Source organism: Lentzea kentuckyensis, from assembly GCF_002150765.1.
GTDB classification, from domain to species: domain Bacteria; phylum Actinomycetota; class Actinomycetes; order Mycobacteriales; family Pseudonocardiaceae; genus Lentzea; species Lentzea kentuckyensis.
Map to the genome: position 1 here is coordinate 49,550 of NZ_MUYM01000046.1, position 22,093 is coordinate 71,642.

Annotated in this window: 22 protein-coding genes; 10 read left to right on the plus strand and 12 right to left on the minus strand. The window is 68.3% G+C overall.

Going from position 1 to position 22,093, the window contains the following annotated elements; all coding sequences use genetic code 11:
- Nucleotides 1-249 precede the first annotated feature (249 nt).
- Nucleotides 250-1,821, minus strand: coding sequence for a chromosomal replication initiator protein DnaA (gene dnaA, locus B0F77_RS22210; RefSeq protein WP_086664879.1), 1,572 nt, complete (start codon nt 1,819-1,821; stop codon nt 250-252).
- 350 nt (nt 1,822-2,171) lie between these two features.
- On the opposite strand from dnaA, the gene rpmH reads away from it, so the two are divergent.
- From rpmH to B0F77_RS22255, 8 genes are all read left to right on the plus strand, one after another.
- The gene (gene rpmH, locus B0F77_RS22215; RefSeq protein WP_030465619.1) at nt 2,172-2,315 is read left to right on the plus strand and encodes a 50S ribosomal protein L34; all 144 of its coding nucleotides are present in this window, start codon (nt 2,172-2,174) and stop codon (nt 2,313-2,315) included.
- 26 nt (nt 2,316-2,341) lie between these two features.
- Nucleotides 2,342-2,698 carry a ribonuclease P protein component gene (gene rnpA / locus B0F77_RS22220; protein WP_086664880.1) on the plus strand — a complete coding sequence of 119 codons (357 nt, stop codon included), beginning with the start codon at nt 2,342-2,344 and terminating at the stop codon, nt 2,696-2,698.
- Nucleotides 2,695-2,952 (plus strand): membrane protein insertion efficiency factor YidD, encoded by a 258-nt coding sequence (gene yidD, locus B0F77_RS22225; RefSeq protein WP_030465621.1) that lies wholly within the window; start codon nt 2,695-2,697, stop codon nt 2,950-2,952. Before rnpA ends, yidD begins: the two co-directional genes overlap by 4 nt.
- Nucleotides 2,953-2,956: 4 nt before the next feature.
- Entirely contained in the window at nt 2,957-3,988 is a 1,032-nt protein-coding gene (gene yidC, locus B0F77_RS22230; protein ID WP_086664881.1) for a membrane protein insertase YidC, read from the plus strand.
- Between the two features lie 31 nt (nt 3,989-4,019).
- Nucleotides 4,020-4,577 carry a Jag family protein gene (locus B0F77_RS22235; RefSeq protein WP_086664882.1) on the plus strand — a complete coding sequence of 186 codons (558 nt, stop codon included), beginning with the start codon at nt 4,020-4,022 and terminating at the stop codon, nt 4,575-4,577.
- Between the two features lie 881 nt (nt 4,578-5,458).
- Nucleotides 5,459-6,106 (plus strand): 16S rRNA (guanine(527)-N(7))-methyltransferase RsmG, encoded by a 648-nt coding sequence (gene rsmG / locus B0F77_RS22245; RefSeq protein ID WP_086664884.1) that lies wholly within the window; start codon nt 5,459-5,461, stop codon nt 6,104-6,106.
- A gap of 95 nt (nt 6,107-6,201) precedes the next feature.
- Nucleotides 6,202-7,077: a ParA family protein gene (locus B0F77_RS22250; protein ID WP_086664885.1), complete on the plus strand. Its 876-nt coding sequence runs from the start codon at nt 6,202-6,204 to the stop codon at nt 7,075-7,077.
- Nucleotides 7,074-8,042 (plus strand): ParB/RepB/Spo0J family partition protein, encoded by a 969-nt coding sequence (locus tag B0F77_RS22255; protein WP_086664886.1) that lies wholly within the window; start codon nt 7,074-7,076, stop codon nt 8,040-8,042. Before B0F77_RS22250 ends, B0F77_RS22255 begins: the two co-directional genes overlap by 4 nt.
- A gap of 88 nt (nt 8,043-8,130) precedes the next feature.
- Here B0F77_RS22255 and B0F77_RS22260 read toward each other — a convergent pair whose 3' ends face one another.
- Nucleotides 8,131-9,075, minus strand: coding sequence for a D-alanine--D-alanine ligase family protein (locus B0F77_RS22260; protein ID WP_086664887.1), 945 nt, complete (start codon nt 9,073-9,075; stop codon nt 8,131-8,133).
- A 16-nt stretch (nt 9,076-9,091) separates the two neighbouring features.
- The gene (locus tag B0F77_RS22265; RefSeq protein ID WP_086664888.1) at nt 9,092-10,408 is read right to left on the minus strand and encodes an aminotransferase-like domain-containing protein; all 1,317 of its coding nucleotides are present in this window, start codon (nt 10,406-10,408) and stop codon (nt 9,092-9,094) included.
- 134 nt (nt 10,409-10,542) lie between these two features.
- Here B0F77_RS22265 and B0F77_RS22270 point away from each other — a divergent pair, with 134 nt between their 5' ends.
- Nucleotides 10,543-11,175, plus strand: a complete 633-nt coding sequence (locus B0F77_RS22270) for a GNAT family N-acetyltransferase (protein ID WP_086664889.1) — start codon at nt 10,543-10,545, stop codon at nt 11,173-11,175.
- A gap of 66 nt (nt 11,176-11,241) precedes the next feature.
- On the opposite strand, the gene B0F77_RS22275 is transcribed toward B0F77_RS22270, so the two are convergent.
- From B0F77_RS22275 to B0F77_RS22315, 9 genes are all read right to left on the minus strand, one after another.
- Nucleotides 11,242-12,381, minus strand: a complete 1,140-nt coding sequence (locus B0F77_RS22275; RefSeq protein WP_086664890.1) for an N-acetylmuramoyl-L-alanine amidase — start codon at nt 12,379-12,381, stop codon at nt 11,242-11,244.
- 219 nt (nt 12,382-12,600) lie between these two features.
- A complete protein-coding gene (gene trxA, locus B0F77_RS22280; protein WP_086664891.1) occupies nt 12,601-12,930 on the minus strand; it encodes a thioredoxin in 330 nt (109 codons plus the stop codon).
- Nucleotides 12,931-12,956: 26 nt separating this feature from the next.
- On the minus strand, nt 12,957-13,937 hold the full coding sequence (trxB, locus tag B0F77_RS22285; RefSeq protein ID WP_086664892.1) for a thioredoxin-disulfide reductase: 981 nt from the start codon (nt 13,935-13,937) through the stop codon (nt 12,957-12,959).
- A gap of 77 nt (nt 13,938-14,014) precedes the next feature.
- On the minus strand, nt 14,015-14,752 hold the full coding sequence (locus tag B0F77_RS22290) for a hypothetical protein (RefSeq protein WP_086664893.1): 738 nt from the start codon (nt 14,750-14,752) through the stop codon (nt 14,015-14,017).
- Nucleotides 14,749-15,366 carry an RNA polymerase sigma factor SigM gene (gene sigM / locus B0F77_RS22295; RefSeq protein ID WP_053732050.1) on the minus strand — a complete coding sequence of 206 codons (618 nt, stop codon included), beginning with the start codon at nt 15,364-15,366 and terminating at the stop codon, nt 14,749-14,751. The genes B0F77_RS22290 and sigM overlap by 4 nt, the downstream gene beginning before the upstream one ends.
- Nucleotides 15,367-15,476: 110 nt before the next feature.
- Nucleotides 15,477-16,997: a protein kinase family protein gene (locus B0F77_RS22300; RefSeq protein WP_086664894.1), complete on the minus strand. Its 1,521-nt coding sequence runs from the start codon at nt 16,995-16,997 to the stop codon at nt 15,477-15,479.
- Between the two features lie 37 nt (nt 16,998-17,034).
- Entirely contained in the window at nt 17,035-18,675 is a 1,641-nt protein-coding gene (murJ, locus tag B0F77_RS22305) for a murein biosynthesis integral membrane protein MurJ (RefSeq protein ID WP_245848535.1), read from the minus strand.
- Nucleotides 18,672-20,966 carry a DUF6049 family protein gene (locus tag B0F77_RS22310; RefSeq protein ID WP_245848537.1) on the minus strand — a complete coding sequence of 765 codons (2,295 nt, stop codon included), beginning with the start codon at nt 20,964-20,966 and terminating at the stop codon, nt 18,672-18,674. The genes murJ and B0F77_RS22310 overlap by 4 nt, the downstream gene beginning before the upstream one ends.
- Nucleotides 20,963-21,478 carry an NUDIX hydrolase gene (locus B0F77_RS22315; protein WP_086664895.1) on the minus strand — a complete coding sequence of 172 codons (516 nt, stop codon included), beginning with the start codon at nt 21,476-21,478 and terminating at the stop codon, nt 20,963-20,965. Before B0F77_RS22315 ends, B0F77_RS22310 begins: the two co-directional genes overlap by 4 nt.
- A gap of 42 nt (nt 21,479-21,520) precedes the next feature.
- On the opposite strand from B0F77_RS22315, the gene B0F77_RS22320 reads away from it, so the two are divergent.
- A partial coding sequence (locus B0F77_RS22320; RefSeq protein ID WP_245848539.1) for a CCA tRNA nucleotidyltransferase occupies nt 21,521-22,093 on the plus strand: 573 nt, incomplete at its 3' end.

The following is a 22,093-nucleotide window of genomic DNA, read 5'->3' on the forward strand; positions in this document are numbered from 1 at the left end:
GTTGTCCCCACCCCTTCGAGTGCTGGGGGTGAACAGAAAGCCTCGCCGCGCGGCTGGGCGCCCTCGACTCCACCCGGGTTCGAGCGCGCGCGTACGGCTCGTGTGCCGATCGCACGCGGGGCCCTTCCGTACTGTCTGAGCGCACGCGGGGACCCCGCGTGCTTTCCCCGCGTGCGCGGAGATGCCGCGTGCGCAACAAAAAGAAGGGGTCCTCCGTAGTGGAGGACCCCTCGTCGTACCCGGGTTGGATCAGGGAGCGTGGCGGGCGCGCTGCTTGATCCGGGACGTCAGTTCCTGCACCTGGTCGTAGATCCGCCGGCGCTCGGCCATCTCCTTGCGGATCTTCTTGTCCGCGTGCATGACGGTCGTGTGGTCGCGGCCGCCGAACGTCTGGCCGATCTTCGGCAGCGAGAGGTCCGTCAGCTCGCGGCACAGGTACATGGAGATCTGCCGCGCCTGGGCGAGCGCCTTCGTCTTGCCGGGGCCACAGAGGTCGTCGATCGACACGCCGAAGAACTCCGCGGTGACCGCCATGATCGTCGGGGCGGTGATCTCCGGCGCGTGCGAGTCGGGGATCAGGTCGCGCAGCACGATCTCGGCGAGCTGGATGTCGACGGGCTGGCGGTTGAGCGACGCGAACGCCGTGACGCGGATGAGCGCGCCCTCGAGTTCGCGGATGTTCCGCTCGATCCGGGAGGCGATGAACTCCAGCACGTCGGCCGGGGCCGCGAGCCGGTCCTGCGCCGCCTTCTTGCGGAGGATCGCGATCCGGGTCTCGAGCTCTGGCGGCTGGATGTCCGTGATCAGACCCCACTCGAACCGCGTGCGCAGGCGGTCTTCCAGCGTCTCCAGCCGCTTGGGCGGCCGGTCGCTCGACACCACGATCTGCTTGTTCGTGTTGTGGAGCGTGTTGAACGTGTGGAAGAACTCCTCCTGCGTACCTTCCTTGCCCTCCAGGAACTGGATGTCGTCGACGAGAAGAACGTCGATGTCCCGGTAGCGGCGCTGGAAGGCGACCTTGCGGTCGTCGCGCAGTGAGTTGATGAAGTCGTTGGTGAACTCCTCGGTCGACACGTACCGCACGCGCATGCCGGGGAACAGGCGCTGGGCGTAGTGCCCGACGGCGTGCAGCAGGTGCGTCTTGCCGAGGCCGCTCTCACCCCAGATGAAGAGCGGGTTGTACGCCCTGGCCGGAGCCTCGGCCACCGCGACGGCCGCGGCGTGCGCGAACCGGTTCGAGGCGCCGATGACGAACGTGTCGAAGTTGTACTTCTCGTTCAGCCGGGTCTGCGACGGCGACGGGTTCGCGGGCCGGGTGTACGGCATGTTCCCGTTCGGCGCCGCGCCGCCGGCCGTGTTGAAGGTCGGCCAGATCTCGGTGACGGCGGCGAGCGCGTCGCCGGCTTCGTCGACCTCGTCCGAGTCGGAGCCGTCGACGTCGGTGTTCGTACCAACAGTTGTGACGACTGCCTCGTCCGCGAGGACGGGCGTGTCGCCGGTGGGGATGCTCGGCACGACCGCCTGCACCGGGATCGGCGTGGTCGGCGGGCTCACCGGTTCCGGCGAGTCGACCTTCACCGCCAGGGAGACCGTGCGGCCGAGCCGGCGGGAGAGAGCTGCGGTGATCGGGTCGCGCAGAGCCCGTTCGATCGCCTCTTTCGCGAAGTCGCTCGGCGCCGCGAGCAGGGCCGTTCCGTCGAGCAGACCGATCGGCCGGGTGACCCTCATCCACGCGCGCTGCTGAGGGGACAGGTGGCTCGTGGCGAGCTCCTGCACCACCTCGGCCCACACGAGACCAAGATCGACCTGCTGGTTCGACACCTCCGCGCTCCCCTCCCCTCCACCGGAGCCAATGACTCCACACGTGGACACGGAGAATAGAGGCATCCACAGAGTTATCCACAACTGTGCACTAAACGGTGCGTTGTGTTGCCGGTACGGTGGCGGCTCCCTCGCCAGCTCCGGCGTGCGCGAGTGGAGAACGGTAACAAGGCCCGGCACGCCTCACAAGACGTGGCATCTGCCACCCCGATTTGGTCGTGGCACCCGGGCGTGCGTACCCTCAGAGGAGTCTCCCGCTTGCGACGGGCGCCTTTGTCGCGCCTACGTCCACTGCTCGTTGGGGACGCCAACCAGGCTTTGTACGCAGTGAAGCACCGGGAGAACCGACCGTGAGCAAGGGTAAGCGCACCTTCCAGCCCAACAACCGCCGTCGCGCGAAGACGCACGGCTTCCGGCTTCGCATGCGGACCCGCGCCGGCCGCGCCATTCTGGCCGCGCGCCGTAGCAAGGGCCGTGCCACTCTGTCCGCCTGACAGCGGCTGGTAAGCGCAGCGTCGTCGTGCTCCCACCGGCCGCCCGGCTCACCCGCAGCCAGGACTTCGGCCTGGTGGTCCGCAGAGGCCGCCGCGCCGGACGACCCCGGTTGGTCGTCCACGCCTTGATGCCTGACGTGCCCACCTTGGATTCGTCCAAGGTGGGCTTCGTCGTGAGCAAGGCAGTCGGCAACTCGGTGGTCCGCCACCGGGTCTACCGGCGTCTGCGTCACGTGGTTCGCCCGGTCCTGGCCGACCTGCCACCGGGAACCCTGGTGGTGGTCCGGGCGTTGGCCCCAGCAGCCGAGGCGTCGAGCTCGGAGCTCGCCGCCGACTTTTCCTCCGCCCTGCGCAAACTCGTGACGGGCAAGGTGCCGCGATGACCACGTTGCCCGCGAAGGTCGCACTGCTGCCGGTGCACTTCTACCGGCGTTTCATCTCACCGTTGCTGCCGCCCACATGCCGGTTCTATCCGAGCTGCAGCGCGTACGCGGTGGAAGCGCTGACCGTCCACGGTGCGCTGCGCGGAACCTGGCTGACGATCCGCCGGTTGCTGCGCTGCGGACCCTGGCACCCTGGAGGCCTGGACCCCGTTCCGCCGAGGCGGCAGGTCCCCGACGTATCCACCGAGGAGTAGCTCCGTGCTCAACTTCATCTACTACCCGGTGTCCTTCATCTTGTGGTGTTGGCACTGGGTCTTCGGCCACGTCTTCGGTGAGTCGAGCGGAATCGCCTGGGCCCTGTCCGTGGTCTTCCTGGTCTTCACCCTCCGCGCCATCCTGTTCAAGCCGTTCGTCGGCCAGGTGCGCTCCATGCGAAAGATGCAGGAGTTCGCGCCGGAGATGCAGAAGATCAAGAAGAAGTACCCGAACGACCGTCAGCGCCAGGCCCAGGAGATGCAGAAGCTCCAGTCCGAGCACGGCGTGAACCCGCTCGGCGGCTGCCTGCCGATGCTGGTGCAGATTCCGGTGTTCATCGGTCTGTTCCACGTGCTGCGTTCGTTCAAGCCCGGCTGGGGCGAGGTCTACTTCTTCGACAAGGCCGGCGTCGACTCGTTCGTCCAGGCGAAGCTCTTCGGTGCGAACCTCTCCACGTTCATCACGATGCCCGAGAACCTGCTGAGGGACTTCGGCACCGAACGCCTGAACGTCATCCTGGTCTCCGTGCCGCTGATGATCGTGGCGTCCATCGCGACCCACTTCACGGCCCGCCACTCGGTCGCCCGCCAGAACCAGGCCGCGCTGGACAACCCGCAGACGGCCATCATGAACAAGCTGACGCTCTACATCTTCCCGCTGGGCGTCCTGGTCGGTGGCTTCTTCTTCCCCATCGCGATCCTGATGTACTGGCTGTCCAACAACGCGTGGACCCTCGGCCAGCAGCACATCGTCTACAAGCGCATCGACTCCGAAGAAGAAGAGAAGAAGGCCACGGCTGTGGAAACGCGCCAGGCCCTCGCCCCCAAGCCGGGCGCCAAGCCGGTCAACCCGAAGAAGCCCGCACCGGGCGCCAAGCCGGCGAACGGCGCCAAGCGCATGCCGACCGCGGGCCCCAGCGGCGCGTCGAAGCCTGCTGCCGACAACACGAACGGCAGCACGCCCAACACCGAGATCCCCGGCCTGACCCCAGGCCGATCCACCAGCAAGAAGCCGGGCAGCAAGAAGCGCCGCTGATTTCGGGCGTTTGCCCCGGAGAGGAGACATCGTGTCGGAGACCTTGCAGGCGACCGACGACGTGGAGGCGTCGTCGCCGGCTGAGGCCGAAGCCGAGGCCGAGCCGCAGTCGCAGAGCAAGACCGAGGACCTGCTCGTCCAGGAAGGCGACATCGCAGGTGACTACCTCGAGCGCCTGCTGGACCTGCTCGACTACGACGGCGACATCGACCTGGACGTGGAAAGCGGTCGCGCCATCGTCAGCATCGACGGCGGCGAGGACCTGTCCAAACTGGTGGGCCCCCGAGGCAACGTCCTCGAATCGCTGCAGGAACTGACCCGCCTGGCCGTTCAGCAAGAAACGGGAGTCCGCTCCCGCCTGATGCTGGACATCGCCCAGTGGCGAGCAGGCCGCCGAGCCGAACTGGCCGAAATGGGCCGCACCACCGCCGAAAAGGTCCTGGCCTCAGGCGAACGCGCCCGCCTGCACCCCATGACCCCCTTCGAACGCAAGGTGGTCCACGACGCCGTGGCCGCAGTGGCAGGCGTGCACAGCGAAAGCGAAGGCGAAGAGCCGCAGCGCCGGGTGATCATCTTCCCCAAGCCCTGACGCCCTCCGCTCACAACGGCCCCTGGTTCCCCGGGAACCAGGGGCCGTTTGCTGTCCGGACCACCGAGCGGGCCGGTGGCGACAAGTCGACAAGGCGTGATGTGTCCTCGCTCGCCCCGCACCACCCGGCGGTGGAGGGCAAGCACCCGCCGTGGCAATGCCGGGCAGGCTTGCGCAGGAGTCCCCCCGTGATTTCGCGTCCCCCGCGGCCCAACGTACTCATCGGGTCTGACAGTCCGGGGCGATGCGGCGATGGGTACGTCCCGTGTGATGCCGCGCTGGGTGACAAGCGGTGGGGTTGGCATGGAGCGTGCCCCGCAGAGTGCCAACGCGACCACCCGAGCAAGGTGACTCGTCTGGAACGCGATCAGCGCTCCGCAAGATCACCACCTACTCAGAAGCCCCACCACCCGACTCACGGTTTCACGTGAAACCGCCCCTCCCGCCACCCAGCCAACCACTGCTCCTGCTCCCCCGTGTCCGGCACTGGAAACCCCCGAGCCTCCGAAATCACCCGCCAAGCCTCCCCAGGCGAAACCCCATCCACCAGATCGCACTCCACCCGTTCAGCGTCAGTCTGAGCGGGCACCAGCACATCGACCCCAAGCCGACGCCCCCGCACCTTCGTCCAACAACAACCCCGCCAGCTGGATGAGCCATCGTCAAAACCAGGCCGGCGCCGGCCGATGGATGCGGATGAGTGACCGTGTAGATGGTCGGAGGCAACTTTCCCCCAAGTTTCACGTGAAACGGCGCTCAGGATTTGGCGGAGCGCATGGTCGATCCGTCATGATGGTCCCCTGGCATTCGCCAGCTTTTCCACCGGCCGCCGGAACGTCGCCGCCGCGTGGTTTCACGTGAAACGCTCACGGACGGAGAACATGGCCGGGGAGTTGCCCGACAACGCGAAGCTCGTCTTCGGTGAGCACGTTGACCGTGCCGCCGAGTTCGTCAGGTTGCTGACGGAGCATGGCGTCGAGCGCGGACTTATTGGTCCTCGTGAGGTCGACAAGATTTGGGAACGGCACGTGCTCAACTCGGCGGTGATCGAGGAGCTGTTCCAACAGAACGAGCGCGTTGTGGACGTGGGGTCGGGAGCTGGGTTGCCGGGCGTGCCCCTGGCGATCGTGCGACCGGACCTGAGGATCACGCTGCTGGAGCCGATGGCGCGCCGCATCGCGTGGCTCGAAGAGGTGAAGGAGCGGCTGAGTCTCGACAACGTCACCGTCCTCCGCGGGCGTGCGGAGGAGGGGCCGATCAGGGCTCAGCTGAAGAACTGCGATGTGGCCACGGCGAGGGCCGTGGCGCCGCTGGAGAAGCTAGCGAAGTGGTGCCTGCCTCTGCTCAAGGGCGGTGGGCGGATGGTCGCGCTCAAGGGCGAGCGCGCGCAGGAAGAGTTGGACCGCGACGGGACCTCAGTGCTCAAGGCCGGGGGCGCCAACCCGAGGGTCGTCGTCGTGGGAGCGGATCTACTCGAGGTGCCTACGACAGTGCTGATCGTCGAGCGCCAGACGCGGAGGGATCGGTGAGCGTGTACCCGGAGTTTCAGGCAGCCGATGTTCCACGTGAAACGAAGCCCTCCAAACCCCAAGCCAAGCCGACCAACAACGGAGATGACAGCGCCGTGGTGTGGACCCCGATTGCAGAAGAGGCGGCTCGTGCGGCAAGCGTGCTGCACCCCGACGAGTCGTTGCTCCCCCGGCCTACCCGCCGCCGGGTGATCACCGTCGCCAACCAGAAGGGCGGCGTGGGCAAGACGACGAGCACGGTGAACCTCGCCGCGGCGCTCGCGATTCACGGGCTCAAGGTGCTCGTGATCGACCTCGACCCGCAGGGGAACGCCAGCACGGCGCTCGCGGTCGAGCACCGCAGTGGCACCCCGAGTGTCTACGAGGTGCTCATCGGCGAGATCTCCATCGCGGAGGCCGCTCAGGTCAGCCCAACGTCGCCGAACCTGTTCTGCGTTCCCGCGACGATCGACCTCGCCGGCGCCGAGATCGAGCTCGTTTCGATGGTGGCCCGCGAGTCGCGACTCAAGGAAGCGCTCAGCCCGGAGGCGCTTGACCAGCTGCAGCCCGACTACGTCTTCATCGACTGCCCGCCGAGCCTCGGCCTGCTGACCGTCAACGCGATGGTCGCGGCCCAGGAGGTGCTCATCCCGATCCAGTGCGAGTACTACGCGCTGGAGGGGCTGAGCCAGCTGCTGCGCAACATCGAGCTCGTGCAGCAGCACCTGAACCCGGACCTCGCGATCTCGACGATCCTCCTCACGATGTACGACGGCCGCACGAAGCTCGCGGACCAGGTGACCAGCGAGGTGCGTGGCCACTTCGGCGACGTTGCCCTCAAGACGGTGATTCCGCGCAGCGTGAAGGTCTCCGAGGCACCAGGATTCGGTCAGACGGTGTTGACGTACGACCCGGGCTCGCGCGGGTCGATGAGCTACCTCGACGCCGCGAAGGAGATCGCGATCCGCGGGGCCAAGGAGGAGGGCGCATGACGGAGCAGCGCAAGGGCGGACTCGGGCGCGGCCTGGCCGCGTTGATCCCGCAGGGCCCTCCGCCTGGTGCGCCCAGCACCATCCGGCCCGCCGCGGCCGGGAACGGGAACGGGGCAGCGGCGAAGGCTCAGCCGGCCGGTGAGGTCGCGGGGGCGGTGTACCGGGAGGTGCCGGTCACCGCGATCAAGACCAACCCCAAGCAGCCGCGCCAGGTGTTCGACCCGGACGCGATCAACGAGCTCTCGTTCTCCATCAAGGAGTTCGGGCTCATGCAACCGATCGTGGTTCGCGAGCTCACCGCCGACACCTACGAGCTCGTCATGGGCGAACGCCGGTGGCGGGCGACCCAGCAGGCCGGGCTCAAGACCATCCCGGCGATCGTGCGGCAGACCGCCGACGACGTGATGCTGCGCGACGCGCTGCTGGAGAACATCCACCGCGTTCAGCTCAACCCGCTCGAAGAGGCGGCGGCCTACCAGCAGCTGCTGGAGGAGTTCGGTGTCACGCACGAGGAGCTCGCGGACCGCATCGGCCGCAGCCGCCCCGTCGTCACGAACACCATCCGGCTGCTGAAGCTCCCCCTCCCCGTCCAACGACGGGTGGCGGCGGGTGTTCTCAGCGCGGGTCACGCACGGGCGTTGCTCGGTCTCGACGACGCCGGTACGCAGGAAGACCTCGCGGCGCGGATCGTCGCCGAGGGCATGTCGGTCCGCGCGACCGAAGAAGCGGTGACGATCGCCAAGAACGAGAAGCCCAAAAAAGAGAAGGCCGCACCGCGCAAGCAGATGCACGCGCCCGGTCTGCAGGAGCTCGCCGAACGCCTCTCGGACAACTTCGACACCCGCGTGAAGGTCGAACTCGGGCAGCGAAAAGGCCGGATCGTCGTCGAATTCGGGTCAGTTGATGATCTTGAACGCATCATCGGCATGATGAGCCCAGAAACGACAATTCGGACATCGGAGTAGGCCTATAGGATCACCCACGGGCCTTATGTCACGGTGACGATGACGCCCCGCATCCAAAAGGATACGGGGCGTCACCTATGAACAGAGATCAACGGGCGACAGCGCGCTCGATCAAACCGGCGTAAATCTCGCCCAACGACTCCCCCGCCGCCTCGACGGCCATCGGCAGAAGCGACGTCTCGGTCAGGCCCGGCGACACGTTCACTTCGAGGAAGTAGACGGAGCCGTCCTCGGCCACCACCGCGTCGGTCCGCGAGACGTCCCGCAGCCCGAGCAACCGGTGCGCCGCCACCGCCAGCTCGCCGACCGCCTTGGCGGCAGTCGCGTCCAGCCGAGCCGGCGAGTGGAAGTCGGTCAGCCCCGCGGTGTACCGAGCCGTGTAGTCGTACACGCCACTCTCCGGAACGATCTCGACCGCCGGCAGCGCCGTCGGGCCGTCCGGACCGTCGACCACCGTCACAGCCACCTCCACCCCGGAGATGAACTGCTCGGCCAGCACGGTGTCGCCGTACGCCAGGCACCCGACCATCGCCGCGGGCAGATCGGCAGCGTCCCGGACCACGTGCGCGCCCAGCGCCGAGCCGCCCTGGTCCGGCTTCAGCATCAACGGCAGCCCCAGCGTCGAGACCATCGCGTCGAGCACCGGCTTGGCACCCAGCTCGCGGAACGTCGCGTGCGGCAGGACGACCCACTCCGGCGTCAGCAGCCCGGCACGGGCCAGCTCAGCCTTCGCGGTCGGCTTGTCCCACGCCCGGCGGCACGCCCGCGAGTCGGTGCCCACGTACGGCACCCCGAACATTTCGAGGATCGCCTGCACCGAACCGTTCTCGCCCTCACCGCCGTGCAGCGCGACGACAACGGCATCCGGGCGGTGATCACGAAGACGCGTCAGCAACGAGGCGTCGGCGTCCCACTCCTCCACCGTCACGCCCGCCGACCGCAGGGCCGCCGACAACCGGCGACCCGAGCGGATCGAGACCTCACGTTCGTGGGAGAGCCCACCGGACAGCACAGCGACCATGCGGTCAGCCACAGCAAAACTCCAAAGATCAGGCGGTGTCGGGCGACGGGGTCTGCGGCCCGGACAGCTGACGGCCAGGGGTCGCCCCGAAGGTCGCGTGCAGCTGCATCTCGTCCTCGATGACGTTCGCCAGGCGGCGGACGCCCTCACGGATGCGCTCAGGGGTCGGGTAGCAGTACGAGATCCGCAACTGGCGGGAGCCGAAGCCGTCCGCGTAGAACCCGGTGCCGGACGCGTACGCCACACGGGCTGTCACGGCTCGGGGCAGCATCGCCTTCGTGTCGATGCCCTCGGGCACCGTCACCCAGACGTAGAAGCCGCCGTTCGGAATGTTCCACGTGGAACCTTGCGGCATGTGCTGTTCCAGAGCGGAGACAGCGGCATCGCGGCGCTCCCGGTACGCCTCGCGGTAGGTCTTGATCTGACCCTTCCAGTCCTGGGTCGAGAGGTACCGCGACACGATCATCTGGTTCAGCGTCGGCGGGCACAGGGTGGCCGACTCGGCCGCCAGCACCAGCTTCTCGCGCACCGCGTGCGGCGCCAGCACCCAGCCGACCCGCAGGCCGGCGGCGAAGGTCTTCGAGAACGACCCGAGGTACACCACGTTGTCCGGGTCCATGGACCGCAGCGCCGGGTACGTCTGGCCGTCGAACCCGAGCAGCCCGTACGGGTTGTCCTCCACGACCAGCACGCCGTACGAGCGGCAGATCTCCAGGATCTCGGCCCGCCGCGACACCGCCAGCGTCACGCCGGCCGGGTTGTGGAAGTTCGGGATCGTGTAGAGGAACTTGACCCGCTGGCCAGCCCTACGGCAAGCCTCCAGCGCCTCTCGCAGCAACGACGGCACGAGCCCGTCAGCGTCCATCGCGACGTGCACGACCTGCGCCTGGTACGCGGTGAACGAGCCCAACGCACCGACGTACGACGGCCCCTCGGCGATCACCACGTCGCCGGGGTCGCAGAAGATCCGGGTGACCATGTCGAGGCCCATCTGCGAGCCGACGGTCACCACCACGTCGTCCGGGTGGCCGTTGATGCCTTCGAGCGCCATGACGTCGCAGATCTGCTCGCGCAGCAACGGAACACCGTGCGCCGAGCCGTACTGCAGCGCCACCAGGCCTTCCGAGGCGACCAGATCACCGATCTCGGCAGACAGCGATTCCAGCGGCAGAGCGGCCAGGTGCGGCATGCCGCCGGCCAGCGATACGACCTCTGGGCGGGACGCGACTGCGAAAAGTGCCCGGATCTCCGATGCCGTCATCCCTGCCGTGCGCGCTGCGTAGCGGCGGAGGTGGGGGTCAAGGCTTCTGGGGCCCTGCTTGGCGGGCTGTCCGGGCACAGTCATGTGGGACTCCTGATCAGGAATTGTCCCGAGCGAGTGTAACCGTCATCCCGTTCAGGGCACGCGCCTTCCGGGTTCCGTCACATTCGCCTACCCTCGTATGGGTTCACTGTGTGTGCCAAGGGGTGGAGGTCGGGGTGTCGCGACGCGTTGTGGGCGTCACGCTGGACAACCTGGAACATCTGTCCAAGCACAGCAGGACGTGCGTCTTCTGGGAACTTGCCCCTCACCTGCGCGAACAGGCTGAGGAGTACGGCGACACGGAGTTCGAGAAGGAAGCCTGGGTCTCCAGTGTCCTGCTCGAATGGGGTTCGTGCGGTCGCCTGATCTACTGCGACGGCATTCCCGCAGGTTCGGTGTTCTACGCACCTCCGGCCGCCGTTCCGCGCAGTGCCGCCTTCCCCACGTCCCCGGTCAGCCCGGACGCGGTCCTCATGACGTCTCTGGACGTCCTCCCGGAGTTCCGAGGGGGAGGACTCGCGCGCGTGCTCGTTCAGGCCGTGGCGAAGGATCTGACGCGTCGTGGCGTGAAGGCCATCGAGGCGTTCGGCGACATGCGCCCGGACGACGAAGAGCCCAGTTGCGTCACGCCGGCGGAGTTCCTCACCAGCGTTGGCTTCAAGACCGTGCGGCCGCACCCGCGCTGGCCCCGGTTGCGTCTGGAGCTGCGCAGCGCCATCACGTGGAAGGAAGACGTCGAGGCCGCTCTCGAACGTCTCCTCAACAGCGTCACCGTCTCGACGGCGGAACCGAGCTTCCGTCCCGTCTGACAAGTAACGCGGGGGCCCCACGTTTCCTCCAGGGAAACGTGGGGCCCCCGCGTTACGTCTGAAACGTCAGCCCTTGGCCATCTCGTAGCGGAGAAGGTCGTTGAACGTGAAGGTGCCCGTCGGCTGGTCGTCCTTGCCGAGCAGGTAGAGACGCTTCACGGCGACGAGGATGCCCTCGGCCACGATGTCGCGGAAACCGGGCGTCGCCAGGCGTGCGCGGTCTTCAGCGTTCGTCAGGTAACCGACCTCGACGCGCACGGCCGTGCAGCGGGTGAGCCGCAGCAGGTCCCACGTCTTCGGGTGCGAACCGCAGTTCGACATCGACGTGCGGGCGGTGACCTCGCGCTGGATGAACCCGGCCAGCGCCTCACCCACGGTGGACGACGTGCCGTTGCCGGTGCCGTAGTGGAACGTCGCCACGCCCTGCGCGTTCGGCGACGAGTTGCCGTCGGCGTGCAACGACAGGATCAGATCGGCGCCGGCCTCGTTCGCGAACCGGGCGCGCTCCGCCTCGTCCGGGCAGTTGTCCGGCCCGCGTGTGAGCAACGCCTCCATGCCGGTGGCGGCCATCTTGCCTTCCAGCCGGCGGGCGAGGTCCAGCATCAGGTCGGCCTCGGAGACGCCGTCCACCACCACACCGCGGTCCTGGCCGCCGTGTCCGGGGTCGATGACGATGCGCTTGCCGGACAGGCGCGAACCGGCACCGCGGAGCCGCTCCTGCTCGCGCAGCAGCTGCGGACGGCCACCGCGGACCTTGGGCTGGAGCTGGCGCAGCGCGCGCACGGTGTCCGGGCCGCACATGCCGTCCACGATCAGGCCGTAGTCGCGCTGGAAGTTCTTCAGGGCCTGCTCGGTCTGCTGACCGAACACGCCGTTGGCGCGGCCGGCGTCGTAACCGAGCTCCAGCAGGCGTTCCTGGAGCATCAGCACGTCGTCGCCGGTGGTCGGCTGCGACATCAGGAACGCGAGCGGGCGGTCGCCGAGTGAGAACGTCGCGTCGCGCAGCGCGCGGTAGGTCGCCGGGCCGACGATGCCATCGATGATCAGCCCCCGCTGCTGCTGGAACGCGCGCACGGCGTGCTCGACCTGCTGGTCGAACACCGGCGGCGCCTGGGGGTCGGCCGGCGGAAGCATCCCGAGCCTGGTCAGGGTCGACCGGATCTCGGCAACATCACTTCCGACGTCCCCGCGGCGGAGCAGCTGCATGCACCCTCGCTCGACTATGGCGCCGAACCTGGTCGGCGCGTCAGTTGGGAAGCCCTCATTGTGCCCTGCTGCGCTCAGTGATCGATGCAGGGCTACTCACAGTCGTACCGAGATCACGTTCCCGGTACCCAAAACGAACGTGACCCGCTCGTCTTATCGATAGACGGGCGGGTCACGTTGCGCGTTGCAAAAGACTTCTTAGCCCATGCAACTTTTTTCTCAGGCCAGAACGTCCTGCAGGTCGTTGAGCAGCGCGGCCTTGGGCTTCGCGCCGACGATCTGCTTCACCGGACGGCCGCCCTGGAACAGGATCAGCGTCGGCACGGACATGATCTGGTAGTCGCGGGCGATCGACGGGTTGGCGTCGATGTCGACCTTGGCGATGGTGAGCTTCTCGCTGTGCTCAGCGGCGATCTCCTCCAGCACCGGCGCAACCATCTTGCACGGGCCGCACCAGGTCGCCCAGAAGTCGACCAGCACGGGCTTCTCGCTGGTCAGCACGTCGTCCGCGAACGACTTGTCGGTCACCGTGACGGTGGCGCCTGCCATGTTCTCTCCTATAACTCGAAGAAACTTCAGTTGCTCTTGCCGTAGCCGCCACCGACGGCCTCTGCCGCGATCTCGGCGTGCTCCTCGCCGTGCTCGGCGAGCCACCGTTCCGCGTCGATCGCGGCGCTGCAACCGGAGCCGGCGGCGGTGATGGCCTGGCGGTATTCGTGGTCGACGAGGTCGCCGGCAGCGAACACGCCGTCCAGGTTCGTGTAGGAGGTCTTGCCCTTCGTGACGACGTAGCCCTCCTCGTCCAGGTCGACCTGGCCCTTGACCAGGCCCGAGCGCGGGTCGTGGCCGATCGCCAGGAAGAAGCCGGTGACGGGCAGCTCGGACTCCGCGCCGGTCTGGGTGTCCTTCACCTTGATCGACGACACGGTGCCGTTGCCCAGCACGTCGGTGACCTGCGTGTTCAGCTGCCACTTGATCTTCTCGTTGGCGCGGGCGCGCTCGAGCATGACCTTCGAGGCGCGGAACTCCTCGCGGCGGTGGATCAGCGTGACGGACTTGGCGAAGCGGGTGAGGAACGTCGCCTCCTCCATCGCCGTGTCGCCGCCGCCGACCACCGCGATGTCGTGGTCGCGGAAGAAGAAGCCGTCGCACGTCGCACAGGCCGACACACCGCGGCCGAGCAGCTCCTGCTCGCCGGGGATGTTCAGGTACCTGGCCGCCGCGCCCATCGCGAGGATGACCGCGCGGGCCTCGTACTCGACGCCGTTGGCGACGACCTTCTTGATCTCACCGGTCAGCTCGACGGACTCCACGTCCTCGGCGCGCAGCTCGGCACCGAAACGCGTCGCCTGCTCGCGCATCTGCTCCATGAGCTCGGGGCCCATGATGCCGTCGCGGAAGCCCGGGTAGTTCTCGACCTCGGTCGTCGTCATCAGGGCGCCGCCGTACTGCGAACCCTCGAAGACCAGGGGCTCCAGCTGCGCGCGTGCCGCGTAGACCGCCGCGGTGTAACCCGCCGGTCCCGATCCAATGATGATCACGTTGCGCACGCTCACGGCTCTGCAACTCCTCGATCTCGTCGTCTGACTGGCTCAACGGATCGTAGGTGCAGCTAATTCCGTGACTTGAACGACTACCTCTGGCCCACGGTCGTGTCCGCGAGAACGCCCGCCGGCTTGTCCGGTCCGCAGGTGGCCGGGTCCAGCACGACCAGCCGGTACTTCCCGAGACCGGCCGGCAGGATCGCCATCACCGCGTCCTTGCCCTCGAGGTTGATCGGGCTGATGCCGAGAGGGTTGCCCGAACTGGTGATGCCGCCGCCCTGCAGACAGCCGGCCAACCGGTCGGGCGTCTCCAGCGGGCCGTAGTTCTGCGCCTTGAGCACTTCGCCGACCGCGGAGCCCAGCTCGTCCCGCTTCAAGCTCAGCGGAGCCGAGGCGTTCGAGTTCGTCGTCGGTGCGGGCGCGGCGTCACCGGGGGTGTCCGCCTGCTGCGCGCCTGGGGAAACGGCCAGCACGATGCCGAACGCGGCAGCCGCGGCCACCAGCACGCCACCACCAAGACCTAGCCTGCGGTTGCGGCGCTTGCGGGCCTCGTCCAGCGACACGACGGGCGCGGCCGGACGGGCCTCGGCGGCCAGCGCCGCGTCGATCCGGGCGGCCACGTGGTCGGGCATCGGGATCGAGGGCAACGCCTCCAGGTCCGCCAGCGTCGCGTCCAGGGCCTCCAGGATCTCCCTGGCCTCAGCGTCCGCCTCGACCCTCGGACGCAGCTGTGCGGCGACCTCAGGGGGCAGCACGCCCGCGTGCAGGTCCGCGATGAGGTCGACAGACCACGGCGGACCCATCGGCACGCGCTCCATGCCGGTCATCGACCCTCCCACTGACGTTGCTCTTGCACATTCACACCGTCAGCTGGGACGTTCGCATCTGCGATTCGGTTCCTGAGGTGCCCGAGAACTTTGGCGAGCTTGGCGCGACCTCGCGCACACCGGCTCTTGACCGTGCCTTCGGCGATGCCCAGGAGCCGCGCCGTCTCCGCGACGGAATACCCCTCGACGTCGACCAGCACGATGGGCGCCCGCTGCTCTTCCGGCAGCTCCATCAACGCCTGCTGCACCATCAGGCTGGTCTCGCGGTCGCTCATCGCGTCACGCGGCGCGACGGGCTCGCCTGGACCGGCCTCGGGCAACGGCACTGTCGGTCTTGTTTGTCGTCGCCTCATCCGGTCGAGGCACGCGTTGACCACGATCCGGTGAAGCCAGGTGGTGACCTGTGACTCCGCGCGGAACGACGACGCCGCCCGGAAAGCCGAGATGAACGCCTCCTGGAGCGCGTCCGCGGCCTCTTCCGGGTCACGCAGCGTCCGCAACGCCACCGCCCACATCCGGTCGCGGTGTCGTTTCACCAGCTCCGAGAACGCGTAGGGGTCACCTGCGGCGTGGGCCGAGATGAGATCGGCGTCCGAGCTGGCTGCGGCGGTCACGACTACGGAGGATAGCGAGGACGATCACAGATCATCCGAACAGGCCTGCTGCGAGTGCACGCGGGGAGCTTCCGTTCGCTTCGAATGCACGTAGCGTCCCCGCGTGCGGGTCACTGGGCTCGCGTGTAGAGGACCTCGCGGATCTCCGTCTGGTTCTTGCCCCCGCCGGAGTTCGTCAGCTGCGTGATCCAGATCAGCACGTGCGCGGTCGGCTCGTGCTCGTTGAGCTGGATCTGCGTCTGCCCGTCCGACAGGTTCGCGACCCCGATGGTCTTGGTCTCCTCCAGCGGCGCGTCGAGCGACGACGCCACCCGGATCTCGACGTGCGTGTCCTTGCTGGGCGAGGTGATCGTGATCGACGCCAGCTTCACAGGCTCGGCGAACGACGCCATCAGCCCGATGCCCGGCTTCATGGCCGGGAACTGCTGGAAGTAGTTGTCGGTCCGCCAGAACGTGCTCGCGTTGTTGTCGACCGCCCGGCTCGCCTGGTTCGCGTTGTCCGGTTGGTTCGTGACGTCGTAGACGCCGATCTGGCCCGGCTGCACCGGTCCGGCCGGCGTGGGCACCGGCGCGGACTGGCCGTTCGACCCCGGCTGGTTGATCACCACGGTCGGGCCGCCGCCCTTGGACGGCTCGTCGCTGAAGAACCCGACGATCTGCACGCTCAGCCAGACGATCACGGTCAGCGTGGCGACGGCGAGCACCGCGACGCTGATCCACAGCTTCTTCTTCTGCTGCTTGTCCTGCCTCGGGCGCTGTGTCGTCCACACGACCTGGTCGTCGTCGTCACCTTTCGTCGACGACACGGCCGGGATCAGCGAGGTCTGGGCTTCCTCGGCCGCGATCTGGTCGAGGACCTGGAGGATCGCCGCGGACGTGCGGATGCCGCCCACCGAGGTGTCTTCCAACGAACGCACCGCGACGGACGAAAGGTCGTGCGGCAGGTACGGGTGCAACGCGTTCGGCGCGACCACGGAACCGTCGGGCCCGGTCGGAGCCACCGGCACGCCCTGCGGACCGCCCGGCAGCGCCCACCGGCCGGTGAGCAGCAGGTACAGGATCGCGCCCAGGCCCTTGACGTCGTCGCGCGCGATCGCGTCCGGTCGCGGACCAGGGAACGCGAGGCGCAGACGGCCGTCCGAGGTGACCCGGATGCGCTGCGGGTGGTCCGCGCCCAGCACGAGACCGGCGTGGTGCGCGCCCTCGATGGCGGCGCCGAGCGGTTCGAGCAGGCGGGTCGCGGCGCCCGCCGGCAGCGGGCCCTCCGCGATGAGGTCCATCAGGTCGGTGCCCTGGGTCCACTCGGCGATGACCATGCCGAGGATGCCCTCGTCCGGGCGGATGCCGGTGCCGGGCGTGAGAACGTCGATCACCCTGGACACGCCGGGATGCGTGAACGACGCCGCGTGCATCGCGCGTTCGACCGTCCGGCGGGCACGGGCCGCGGCGTCGTTGTCCGCGAGGTCGCCGAGCAGCACGGTCAGCGCCACGTCCCGGTTGAGCTGACCGTCCCTCGCACGCCACAACTCGGCGTTGGACCGGGCGTCCGCGCCTGATTTCGCGAGCAGCCGGTATCGGCCGTTGCCGATGACGCCGCCGGGGACCAGGGCGGCGTGAACTCCGCTACTCACGGGCACGAGGGTACGGGACGACGCTCACCGGCCGGGGTCACCGCCGCCGCACCAAACGGTTGATCTTGTCGATCGCCGGCTGCATCTCGGGTACCCGGAACGCCGCCAAAAGGCCGAACGCGAGCGGCAAACCGATCAGCGTCACCACAACGACCTCGACCCAGGCGGCTACAACCGGGTTGGAGAACCCGATCACGTCCAGCAGCAGCTGGTTCACGCCCTTGGCGACCGCGAAGGCCAGAGCGGATGCCACCACCGTCAGGCAGACGGTCCAGATGGTGTAGCCGGTGCGCAGACGCCCGAGGCGGACCCGGAGCCAGACCTGACCGACGACCGCGCCGAAGACGAAGCTGAGCGACATCGCGAGCGACACGCCGACGGCGAGCTGCTCGGGCTGGGACACCGCGAGGAAGAAGTACAGAAGACCGATCCGGACCACCACGATCAGCGCCTGGATCAACGTCGGCGTGCGTGCGTCCTTCATCGCGTAGAAGACCCGCAGCTGCAGCAGCGTGACCGCGTACGGCACCAGGCCGAACGCGGACAGAGCGAGCGCCAGGCCGACTGCCGTGCCGCCCGTCACACCGGACTTGCCGAACCCGAACGCGGCGATGCCGATCGCCACGCCGGAGACAGTCATCAGCACGCTGAACGGCATCAGCAGGATCGACGACATGCGGTTGCCGAACAGCAGGTCGCGCACGATCGCGTCGTTGTCGTTGTTCGCCGCCGCACGGCTCATCTTCGGCATCAGCGCGGTCAGCAACGAGACACCGAGCACGCCGTAGGGCACTTGGGCGATCAGCCACTGGTAGTTGAACGCGCCCAGGGCTCCCTCGCCGTGGGTGGCCACCTTGGTCAGCACCGTCATGCTGGCGAAACCGAGGCCGACGTAGAGCAGGACCCAGAAGGCGAGGTTGCCGAACTCGGCGAGCCGCGAGTCCCAGCCGAACCGCCACTTGAACCGGAAACCGGTCTTGCGCAGCGCCGGGAACAGCACCAACGCTTGTACGGCGACACCGAGCGCGGTGCCGAGGCCGAGGACCAGGACGTGGCTGTCGGTCATGGAGACGGGGTTGAGCGTGATCTCTCCCGGGAGCATCCAGTAGATGCCGAGGACCAGGATCACGACCACGTTGTTCAGCACGGGTGCCCAGGTGGGCAGGCCGAACACGTGCCTGGCGTTGAGCACTGCGCCGATCAGTGCGGTCAGGCCGTAGAACACGATGCCCGGCAGCACCAGGTAGGCGAACGCCGTGACCAGGTCGCGGTTCGCGGTCGGCGAGTCGGCGATGAACAGCGAGGTGAGCAGCGGCGCGCATGCCACCGCGATCACCGTGCCGACGGCCAGGATCGCGGTGCCCATGCTGATCAGCCATTGGGCGTACGACTCACCGCCGTCGCCGTCCTCCTTCTCCGCGCGGACCAGCAGCGGGATCGCCACGCTGGTCAGAATGCCGCCGAGAAGCAACTCGTTGATCATCGTCGGCAGTGTGGAGGCCGCCTGGTACGAGTCGTTGAGAGTGCCGATGCCCAGTGCCGCGACCAGCAGCACCTTCGACAACAGGCCGGTGACGCGGCTGACGATGGTCGCGATCGCCATCGAGCCGCTCGCCTTGGCGACCGACGGTGCCTGCTTCTGCTGCTCTGGTTCGGTGGTCGTGGCTGTCTCGCTCACGCGCTCGACTTCTCCGGTGTGACGTTCTCGATGGACGGTGCGTCGCCGCTCTCGCCGTTGCGAGCGCGGACCCGCTTGTAGATGCGCCGCCCGGAAAGCAGGACGAGCGCGATCCCGGCGATCACGGTGATGATCACCGTGATGGTGCCGTAGGCGGACGACGACACCTCCAGCTTGACAGCGTCACCCAGAGCGACGCCCTCGGGAGTGGTCAGCCGGACGTTGACCGGGAACCGGCCGGACCGCAGCACCTCGACCGGCACCCGCACGACGCGCTCGCCGCGGGCGGGAAGCACCTGGTCGGCGAGGTCGAGCTTCCTGATCCCCGGGGTGTCGGCGAGCGTGATCCGCACGGTCACCCGGACGTCGAGCTTGTTCGTGATCGTGACCGGGATCGGGCTGTCCCCGGACCCGAGCAGGATCGGGCTGTTCGGCTGGGTGACGGCGACCATGCCGGTCAGCGCGTCGAGCTGGTCCTGGCTGATCTCGGCCGCGGACCGGGCGCCCTGCTCGTTGGACCGCCACGCGCCGGACATCGCGCGCAGCAGGCCGAGCCACAGCGGGTCGGCCAGGTCGGCGGGCGCCGCGTGCTGGGTGTCCTCCTGCTGCATGGCCGCGACCAGGCCGTTCAGCTCGGCGCTCTGGTTCGTGACGGAGTTCGCGATGATCGCCGAGATCTCCCGCGCGCCGGCCTCCGGCGGGTAGGCGACCTTGGCGTTCGTCACCGCGGGGGTGGCGTTGGTGAGCTCCGCGAGCCCGGTCTGGGCCGCGTACCCGCCGGCGAGCAGCTTCTGGGCCGCCGTCAGGAACTCGGTCATCTCCGAGATCGGGGCGTTCCACCGGCGCGGCGGCGCGACCAGCACGTTGCGGCCGTCGCCCTGCCATCCGGCGCGGAACACCAGCACCGCCAGCGCGTTCTGCACGGACACCGGCTGGTTCTCGAACGGCGCGGTCACCCCGGAGAGCGTGCGCGGCCGGGAGTCACTGCCCTGCAACGCGTCCGAGACCATCGAGTCGATCTTCACGGCGGTCACCGGGTTCTTGCCGCCGATGCCCACCGGTGCGGTGCCCGGCGCGTCGGTGAGGCCGGTCGGGTCGAGCAGGACCGACTTCATCCCTGGGTACTTCTTGTCCGGCTGCGGCGTGACCAGCTCGTCGAACGTCGACTGGTCCAGCACGCCGTCCTCCGGCCAGACCAGGTCGGGCAGCGGCTGCACGGACAGGACGTCCTGGATGAGCTTGGGGCCGTCGGTCACCGCGAGTGTGCGCATCGTGCCGAGCTTCGCCCTGTTCAACGCCACGAGGTCGGCGTCGGCGGACGGCAGCGAGACGACGCAGCGGCCGCCGGCGGCGATCTTGAGCCGGTCCAGCCACAACCTGGCCTCGGTCTTGCCCTTGCCGTCCGCGCCACCGCGCACCTTGTAGCCGGTGCTCATGGCCTGGACGGTGCGGAGCAGGTCCGGGTCGATCGCGAGGCACATGGCCGTGCTCATCGACGAGACCATCTGTTCGTAGGCCTGCAGCACGCCGTACAGGCGGCCGTTGACCGAGAGCGAGGTGGCGAGATCGTCGTCGATCAGCTCCGACTGCCCCTCACCGCCGAGCCGGACCAGCCGCGGCCGGTCCACGATCGGCCACAGCACGGTGAGTTTCGCCGGCGCGCCCGCCCTGCCCTTGGTCTCGCCGCCGGGCACACCGAGCACGGGCAGCAGCGTGGACAGCGCCGCGAGCCGGGCCTGGCCGCCGAAGTCGGGCTTGCCGTTGACGTTGGCGAGGATCGGGTAGATGCCCGGCTGTTCGACCTCGAGCGAGGTGGGCTCGGTCCCCCGCAGCGGTACCTCGAGGGAGAAGTCCGTCTGCTGGCCCGGCTCCAACGCCTCGGCGATCTGGGTGAACTTGGGCTGGATCGACTCGGCCGCCGCGGGCTCCCGCAACGCCTTGCGCAGCTCGTCCTCGGTGGCGAGGGACTCGCCGCGCTCCAGGCGCAGCACGATGTCGGAGACCTTGCGGTCGCCGATGTTGACGATCTTGCCGGTGATCTTGACCGTGCCCGGCGAGTCGCTGGTCACGAACCTGGGGGTGAGCTGGGCGATGTCGAGCCGCAGGAACTGCGGCGTCTGCTGGCCCGGCTGGGCGGAGAGGGATCTGGTCGCCCACACCTCGGTCGGTGTGGTGAACGGCAGCGCGTCGATCCCGTCCTGCTGTGACTGCTCCACGGCGCCCGCAGGCGGCGCGGCGATCACCAGGAACGCGGCGACAGCGGCTGTGCAGACGAGCTTCCTCAGGCTCACGCCGACTCCACCCCGCCTGGGCAGCGGTCGGCGAGCAGTTCGGCGGCTCGGCGGACCAGGCGGCGCTCGTCGGCATACGCGAGTCGCTCGTCCAGTTCGCCGAGTGGCACCCACGCCACCTCGGTGACCTCCACGTCTTCGTCGGAAAGCTCTCCCCCCAGCGCTTCGAGGAGGAAGTGGTGAACCGTCTTGTGCACCCGGCGGTCGTCTGCGACGAACCAGTAGTCGATCGACCCCAACGGGCGCAGCACCCTGCTATGAATACCGGTCTCCTCGGCGACCTCGCGCACCGCGGTCTGTTCCGCGGTCTCGCCGGCCTCGATGTGACCCTTCGGCAAAGACCACAGCAACCGGCCCCGCCGGTCAAGTCTGCCGATCACCGCCGCCCGTTGCTCACCGTCGAGCACCAGGCCACCCGCCGACGTCTCGTCGACGGTCTTGAGCCTCCTGCCCCGGCGTTTCTTCCGGCGCCCCGGCTTGGGACTCCCGGAACGCGCGGCTGACTGGGGCATACGGCCGATCGTACTTACGAACCTTAAGTACGCTGGTTTCTCGTGTCTCGATCGCTCCAGCAGAATGCGGTGGTGGAAGAGCCCGCCATCACACCAGTCGTCGCTGAGCTCGCCGCTCGGTTCGCAGCCGAGGGCAAGCGCCTCTACCTCGTAGGTGGCAGTGTGCGCGACGCCGTGCTGGGCCGCCCGACGAACGACTTCGACTTCACCACGGACGCGCGTCCCGCCGAGATCCAGGGCATTTTGTCCGGTTGGTCGGACGCCCAGTGGGACACCGGAATCGCGTTCGGCACGGTCGGCGCCTCGAAGCACGGCGAGATCATCGAGATCACGACCTTCCGTGCGGACGCCTACGACGGTGTCACCCGCAATCCCGAGGTGACCTTCGGCGACAGCATCGGCGGCGACCTGGTCCGCCGTGACTTCACGGTCAACGCCATGGCGTTCGACATCGCGGCCCGCGAGTTCGTGGACCCGACCGGAGGCCTCCAGGCGGCCCGCGACGGCGTGCTGGACACGCCGGCGACCCCGCAGGAGTCGTTCGGCGACGACCCGCTGCGGATGTTGCGCGCGGCCCGGTTCGTCTCCCAGCTCGGCTTCACCGCGGCGCCGCGG